The sequence below is a fragment of the Bacillus sp. L_1B0_5 genome (genome assembly GCF_000836715.1).
Taxonomy (GTDB): domain Bacteria; phylum Bacillota; class Bacilli; order Bacillales; family Bacillaceae_G; genus Bacillus_A; species Bacillus_A thuringiensis_S.
This window is the reverse complement of the sequence record NZ_JXIS01000111.1, coordinates 1-7,806: the sequence shown is the minus strand read 5'-3', so window position 1 is coordinate 7,806 and position 7,806 is coordinate 1. Positions and strand designations below refer to the sequence as shown.

Here is a 7,806-nt window from a genome sequence, read left to right as displayed (position 1 = left end):
TGCCGCATGAATAATGTTCTTTGCCGCTTTTTCAACAGCCGCATTCTTGAACTGTAATTCATCAACGGAAATTTGGCCAAGTGCATTCCAAAGAGCTAATTGCGTTGCATAATGGGCCTCTTTCCAATTGGCAACACCTAAATTTTCTGGTGTTTTCTGTGGGTACCCATTCATTAAGACGCGATAGGATACATCATCTGTTTTGCCCGATTCGGGTAAATCCTCTCCATTTGGGGATTTTAAACCGTATACTAGGCAATACGCAATTTGACCACTCGCGTTCTTTAGAAGCTCTGTACGAACATCTTTCCCATATTGCGGACTATAGGCCCAATCCATCTGATACTTTTCTCGATTGATTACCTCCGCACTAGCTTGATTCAGCGGAATCAAGAAGCTCATCACAAATAAAAGTACACTCGTAAAGAGTAGTAGTGTTTGATACGATCGTTTCAAAACCATTTTTACAGCTCCTTTAGATTATTCAGTTTTCAAAGGTCGGAATATTTAGAATTTAACTCTTCTAAATATGGAACATTAGACTTTAGGTATAATTACTTCGTCTTTTAGCCGAATTTCATTTACAATAACATTTAGTAGGAATATGAACAAAATAGATGTAACCAATAACATGAGGTTTATTCAATCTGTGATGGGTATTGCACGATAATATGTTGGTATGAAAAGTTTCTCGATTGGAATTTCAAGAAAATCAGCCATTTTTTTGGCTTTATTAGCTTTGAGACTCCTTCTCCCAATTTCAACATCATATAATGTACCGATTGGAATTTTAGCGCCTTTAGAAACTTCCTTAATACTTAAACCTTTGGATTCCCTATATTCTCGTACAATGGTTTTATTTTCTGACGCTAGCATTTTTCACCCTCCCTTCCCTTAATTACATTGTATTCGGCTTAAAGCCGAAAGTCAACACTTAAAGTTCATATTTTAAACACTTTTAGTGTATTTTTTGAAAAATATTATTTTACTGTGCTAAAATTGCGAAATTGGAGTGATAATTAAAATGACAATTGATGAAAACGTTGTAGGGAAAAATATAAAAAAATTAAGAGCTATAAAAGGAGTTAGCCGAAAAGAAATGGCTGAAGATTTAAATACTACATATAGAACTGTATCTAGTTGGGAAACTGGAGAAAAAAAGCCACGTTTGAATAAATTAGAGGAAATTGCTAGTTACTTAAATGTCAGTGTCCCTTCTTTATTAAAAAATGAAATTCCTGATGAAGATCTCTTAAAAAGTATTAAAGGAGAAGATCCTGTTGAACGTTTAGCGAGACTTCTCTATGAAAGATACATGAGTGTACCAGATAAACATAAACCTCGTATTGAAGAAGAATTATTAAAGTATGCCAGCCAATTAAAAACACAAGTTGAACAAGAAGAATAAGAGAGCCTCTGGAATGAGGTTCTCCTATTCTTCTTGTTCATAACTCGCACATAACTCCACTATTTCACTAAAAGTTTGTAAATCAATTGTTTTTACAATCTCCACTAATTCATTTTCACTTAATCCCATTCTCCCCATGTTTAGCCCTCCATTTTTTATTTTTACATTGTGAAAAATAACACAAAAGTTTCACAATCCCCTATGTTAGGATTTATAAAACAGTTTATAAAATCACAAAAGACACCGTTCAAAACGATGTCTTTTGTAAAAATATAAAACTTAATATAAATTGGAAAAATTATCCACCGCCACCAGGATCGACCATCATTCTATACAGCGTATACTCTTTCCCGGAGTTTTTAGCTTGTTGGGAGTACTGTTGTGTTTCCATTTTACCAAGTGAACTATTCACTAAGGTTAATAACAGTATAGCGGCTACTATTAATATATATAACTTTTTCACCTTTTTCTCACCATCCCTTGATAACTATATTATTTTTTCTATATATTCATTATATACAGATTCTGCGAATTTTACGTATAAAAAATCATTATTAGCTTTAAACATATCAATAGACTTCTTAATTAAATGTATATCCTTTTTAGCCATTCCCAGATAACACGTTTGAAGTGGTGTTAACATTTTCTTTTTTAATCTGATTCCTTCTAGTATATTTATTGCTTGTTGTAGCTTTCCTTTTTTAACTAAAAATAAAGCGTACTCCGCCGGATGTAATTTATCAAAATCTATTTTATCTAAATCTTTCCACCAAAAAATTCTAATGAAGTTAATATTATTTTGAGCTATATCATATTTTAAACTACCCTTAGCACCTTCCAATACATTTAATGCTTCCTGAAAGAAACGCAAAGATTCTTTATAATCAGAAAACATGAATTTTTCTCCGCTCCTGATATTCAACAAAGCTTCCATAACAGGAAAGAAATTTATATCCTTATGTGTCCTTAATTCTCTATTTTCCCTTTCAAATTCTAGAACATTATCTTTCCTTAGTATTGAATAGCTCCATAACTCTTTCATCCAAAATTCGTATAAACTTTTTAAATAATTATTCGTTACTAATTTATCATCCATTATATTAATCTCGACTCTCGACTTATAACCTTCCATTAACCCAAAATCACCTAAATCACAAAGGATTAACATACTCAGTATATCACAAAAAATTTCTACATCAGTACTTGAATTTCTAGCTTTTTGAATACCCAAATACACTTCTCTGACATTTTTCCCGTTCAAACGATCAATATATAAATCAAAAATATCCGTAAATCGTCTCATTTCAAAATCCTTACTGTTTTTACATACTTCATAAAGATATTTCATTAATACCAAGTGATCATTCAAATGAGCAAGTGCAAATGCAACCCTCACATTTATATTTAATCTATCCTCTAAAGTATCTAAATACTCAATTATCTTTTGCTCTTGTTTTTCCTTGTCATTTTCGAAAATGACATAAGCAATTTTCGAAAATGTATATACGGATATTTCCTTACCTTTATTTATCCAATTAGAAATTGTAGATTTGGCAACTCCAATTTCTTTTGCAAGATCAGTGTACGTCTTATTTTTAAATGATAAATGATTATCAATTTCTTTAGCTAATTTCTTCATAGTAGACTTTCACCTCGTCTTTTTTCGCGAATATTCAGAAACGTATGTATAAGTAAGAAAATTATACCATAATACCCAAGAACAAGTGTTTTCTCAAATATTTTTTGAATTTTCTGAATTTAATGAAGTGAAAAAAGAGAGAGAAATTCTCTTATTTTTGCACCTAATCTTGAAATATGAACTTATAGTGTTGATATTATTTAAATAGAATTGTAAAATAAAAATAACTTATTCAAGAAAAACAAGCTTTTTTAAAATTTTCATCAATCGAGACCAAAAAAAATAAAACCCCACCGCCCAGTTTTAAATTGGCTTCTAGTTTGGCGACCGGAACCAATTTAAAACTCCTAAGATAGGGTTTTAAATTCACACTATAAATATATGTGTTTTTCTTTAGTATCATACTTGATACTAAAATTATATCATAATGCATATACAATGTGAATATAAAACCTCTGTTTTTCCTGTTTATTTGCGGTGGGAAAAATAGGAGGTTTTTTTGTGCTACTAAATAATTTTTTGCTAAGTACAGCAAAACGAGAATTAAGTCCACACCTGGTTCATGTTCCTACAGGAGCTATCAATAAAACAGTACAAAAAGTAATTAAAGCTATTGATCTAATTCTTTTAGATACAGAAGGTAAAACCACTAAAGATTTCTTCGTACAAACACCACGCCGCTATAAGGCATTGGAAGTTGTGTTATCTTACCTTGTACAAGAAGGCTACTCTCAAATGAGACAGAATCAAATCAGTGAAAAATCGGGTATTTCTGTGCCAATCATCAACTTTATTCTGAATTGGTTAGAGGACCTTGAAGTATGCCATCAAATCAAAACAAGACGTCATGGTAAGATTGCACCATCTATTTACATATTAAGCCTCAATACCAATTATTTAAAAATCATTGAATATTTTAAGCAAAAATGGGCGTTTTCCATTGATATTTTTTCTACATTTACAAAGTTTCTATCTAAAAAACTAAGTAAAAAACAGGAAAAACCTACAGATCAAACTGAAAAACCAACTGTGCCTACATGCCAGGGCGTAGATATATTGGATTCTATGGCTCCTGCAAATGGAGAATTAGAAGAAAAAGAGCCAGAGAATGCTGCTGATCCAGTTGGCAATTTAGAATTACGATTTCAAGAAATGGATGAATGGATGAGTGAAGAGCAACAGAAACTTTATCTGTACATTTTAAGTAAAAATACAAATATTACTGAAAAAGATGCGTATACAATTGCGGTTCGTATGCCGCCAGATATAGATTGGGAGGCCAGAAAGACTTTTGAAGATTGTGTACAGTATTTTGAGATAAACAAATCACAAGAGAGTACACCTGCACATTTCATGAAAATCTATACAAAACAGATAACCGCAAATAGAGAGCGTAGAGAGGAAAAAGCAAAAGAAAACATACAAAATATAGGATTGAGAAAATCAATTAAGAAGACAATCCGATTCGATTTATTCCAAAAAATGCTTGATCCAAACGCCTAAATCTCATTTTCCACAAAAAAATAATTGTTTAATAGCCTTGTTCAAAAAATTCATCCCTAACAAGGCTTTTTGTCATGCCATTCTTTATTGTAATAGATTAAACATATTATTAATCTATTATATTTTTTAAATTCATAGTGTTTTTCATAACAAATCCACTATGAATTTAAACTCGAATTGAACCTGCTCTTAAATCAGTAATTAAATAAGAATAATTTTCTAATCCCTTGTAAGAGTAAGGCTCATTGAGCAAAAATAAATCCTAATATATTTAATCATTTTAATTTTTTTTAAAACAAGATTTATTATAATAAAGTATCCCATATTGGGAACTATAATTTTCTAGATTTTTAAACATATCCTCCAGATCAAACTAAATACCAAAATAGAACTCTTCTTGTTATTTAATCTACAAATCTAGGGAACACCGAATATCTGTAGATAGTATAAATACTAATATTCGTGATTTTCACCCTAAATATATAGTACAGCACTCTAAAAACAAACGATCATTTCTGTTCATTATGAGCATTTCGACAAAAAGAATAACCTCAGAATTAATTCAGAATAATATGAGATAAATCTACAGAATTAGTTGCGACAACATACTTAGGTTATTCTGAACTTATTCTTATCTTAAACTCATTGATAACACTAGGTTACGTGGAATATTTAGAAACTTAGATTTACCTTGAAGCTCTCCTGTTAAGGGTATCTTGATTCAGCTATGAATCAGATTCCGTTGACAGGCAGATTTTTATAAAACTACGTAGACGGGGCGGCGGCCATTCCCATTCCTCGCATATCGTCTTCCCTCAACATCGGCTCATCATTCGCCTTCCACTCACTCCAATACATCTATATATACCCCTATATCACAACTCCACGCCCTGTCTAGCCATGCCCATATGTCGCTGCGTAGCCCCGCAATGTCAGGGCTCTGGAATCCCACAGCCCAACAAAAAAGAAAAAAAACACCTCGACCTAGAATCCCCTATTGCTTGTTTCTATGGTTCTCGTATATAATTGCGGTACACAATTTTTAGGACAAAGGAGTATATAAAAATGACTTGGGAACTTTCTGTTGATTTTTTCCTTGCTGATCTGTTAAAACATGGCCGTAAATCCTCCACTGTTAAACAATATCGCTACGATCTCTCGCTTTTCACGTCTTGGATTCAAAAACACGTCAAATCACCTCCAGAATCGCTTTTCCGTTCTTTTGATGTAAAAGTATTAGATAGATACTTAAAAGCGCTTAAAAAGGAACGTGGAGCGTCGGTTTCTAATGTAAAGCGTGTACGAGGCATTCTGATTAACTTTTTGCAATTTCATGGCGCGGCCCAGGACTTAAAAAGTGATGTCTCCCCTCCTGGACTGACTTCTAAACACTTTGCATCAGACAAAGAAATTAGAAAGCTATTCCGCGTCTTGCGTAGTTATAACGGGTTAACCGACTACCAGGCGTCAGGCAGAAAATTTATTTTGGAACGTAACCTTTTATTGGTTCATTTTATGTTAGATTACGGACTATCCATCCAGGACATACTCACACTTTCTATGCATGATGTACACTTTGGGACGAATACGATTACCCCAGGAGGGCTACACGCCCATAAACGATCTATTACCCTTTCAAAAGAGCATGTAAAACTTGCCTTATCGTATTACAACAAGATTCCTAATCTTGTAAGGCCACGCCAACAAACGGGTGATTCCTTCTTTATAGCTTTTGATTTCGGCCCGCAAACATTCCGCTGGGACTATGAAAACGATCAACCCGCCGCTTTAACTCGAATCGCTGTACAACGCATGTTACAAAAAGAAGCGAAACGCGCTGAAATCCATGTAACGCCTACTATGCTACGGAACCGTTTTATATTAAATGCGCTACAGAATGGCATGAAACCCATTGAAATCAAAGCGTTTTTGGGATTAAAAAGCATTGAGGCCTTGCATAGATACGTTCAATTCTGGAATACACAGCAATAAAAAGAGTTTCATATAAACAAAAAAGCCCTGATCAAATCAAAACCAGGGCTTTTTTATGTATTCAGCTAAATGGGGACCATTTGAAACTGAAAAGTCGATGTGTTTTAAAATATCGACTGGAATATTACTCTCACTAATAGGAAAAGCGAACCACCGTTTGTTAAGATATACCTTTAAGGATGAATTTTAATTGTCTTCACCTAACAGAGTTAACTCACAATCACCACATTTAATATTTACATATGGCTTGGTGGATCGGACAATAAGATTGCATTTTGGACACGTCCATTTCCATGTGGTTTTCTTTGCTACTGTTTGGAATTCTTCTATTTCTGTCTCAATATTCATTTCTGAATCGTTTGAAGCAAATTCTACGGGTTTTAAATAGCGAGGCATACGTCTAGATATGGTGAAAACTGATTGGTCTATATCCATCTTAGAGATAATGTCTTTGGTTTCTTGTGAGAGTCTTGCAAATGACCACCCGTACTTAGGATCTGGTTTATCACTTTCATACTCAAAACCACTTTTTATTGCACGCTCTTTAAAGTGCTTGTTATGGTAAGTTTCATTTCGTGAACAGTCCTTAATACCATGAACATTATTATACAAATGCACCATTTCATGCATGAGTGTATCCATCGTTTCAAAGAAATCATGGTTTACATATTCTGCACTTATGTTAATTTCATATAGTTTAATTCCCCCTTTTTTATCGCTCCAAATAGGTCGAACAGAACACCAGCCCATACTTAATTTATTGTGGAGTGAAGTTTGAATTGTGATAGCTGGTGTAGATAGTTTATTTTCAAAAAATCTCTTATTAAATAGCTCAAAAGCTTTATGGAGCTCATGGGTAACTGCTTTTATAGTAGTCATAGTCTCCTCCTTTTGAATAATATTATTAAAAATATCTATCTTGATTATAACAAAATTGAATAATATTATTCAATTTTGTTGAGTGATTAAAAAGTTTAGGGAAGATTGGCGAGGACCACTTACTTAAATTGCGGTTTTGTAATTTGATAAAGATGGTTATTTTAAGAATACAATCGGCCCTACGATTCAAAAATAATTAAATCATGAAAAAGTCAATACAAATCAATACAAGTTAATACGAATCAATATGAAAAACACTTGTATTTTAATGATTTTTATGGATTTTTACTGATATTTTTGTATTGACTTGTATTAAATTGTATTAATTTATGTGTAATTGTATTGACTTTATAGAAGGGTTTAGCATATAATGGAATTAAGTTAA

7 protein-coding genes are annotated in these 7,806 nt (G+C 32.7%); 3 read left to right on the top strand and 4 right to left on the bottom strand.

All coding sequences use genetic code 11. The annotated features are described in order from the left end of the window. Positions 1 to 462: thioester domain-containing protein (locus RT27_RS27385; RefSeq protein WP_043938357.1), on the bottom strand; the 462-nt coding region annotated here is incomplete at its 3' end. Positions 463 to 642: 180 nt separating this feature from the next. After that, positions 643 to 876, bottom strand: coding sequence for a helix-turn-helix transcriptional regulator (locus tag RT27_RS27380; RefSeq protein WP_043938356.1), 234 nt, complete (start codon positions 874 to 876; stop codon positions 643 to 645). Between the two features lie 148 nt (positions 877 to 1,024). On the opposite strand from RT27_RS27380, the gene RT27_RS27375 reads away from it, so the two are divergent. Then, complete coding sequence (locus RT27_RS27375) at positions 1,025 to 1,408, top strand: helix-turn-helix transcriptional regulator (protein WP_000150947.1); 384 nt, start codon at positions 1,025 to 1,027, stop codon at positions 1,406 to 1,408. 487 nt (positions 1,409 to 1,895) lie between these two features. Here the strand turns inward: RT27_RS27375 and RT27_RS27370 are convergent, their stop codons facing one another. Beyond that, positions 1,896 to 3,047 carry an AimR family lysis-lysogeny pheromone receptor gene (locus RT27_RS27370; protein ID WP_043938354.1) on the bottom strand — a complete coding sequence of 384 codons (1,152 nt, stop codon included), beginning with the start codon at positions 3,045 to 3,047 and terminating at the stop codon, positions 1,896 to 1,898. 501 nt (positions 3,048 to 3,548) lie between these two features. Between RT27_RS27370 and RT27_RS27365 the strand changes: the two genes are divergently transcribed. Further along, entirely contained in the window at positions 3,549 to 4,550 is a 1,002-nt protein-coding gene (locus RT27_RS27365) for a hypothetical protein (RefSeq protein WP_043938352.1), read from the top strand. A gap of 1,065 nt (positions 4,551 to 5,615) precedes the next feature. Beyond that, positions 5,616 to 6,542, top strand: coding sequence for a site-specific integrase (locus RT27_RS27360; protein WP_043938350.1), 927 nt, complete (start codon positions 5,616 to 5,618; stop codon positions 6,540 to 6,542). Positions 6,543 to 6,728: 186 nt separating this feature from the next. Here RT27_RS27360 and RT27_RS27355 read toward each other — a convergent pair whose 3' ends face one another. Further along, entirely contained in the window at positions 6,729 to 7,421 is a 693-nt protein-coding gene (locus RT27_RS27355; protein ID WP_006917302.1) for a SprT-like domain-containing protein, read from the bottom strand. Between the last annotated feature and the right edge of the window lie 385 nt (positions 7,422 to 7,806).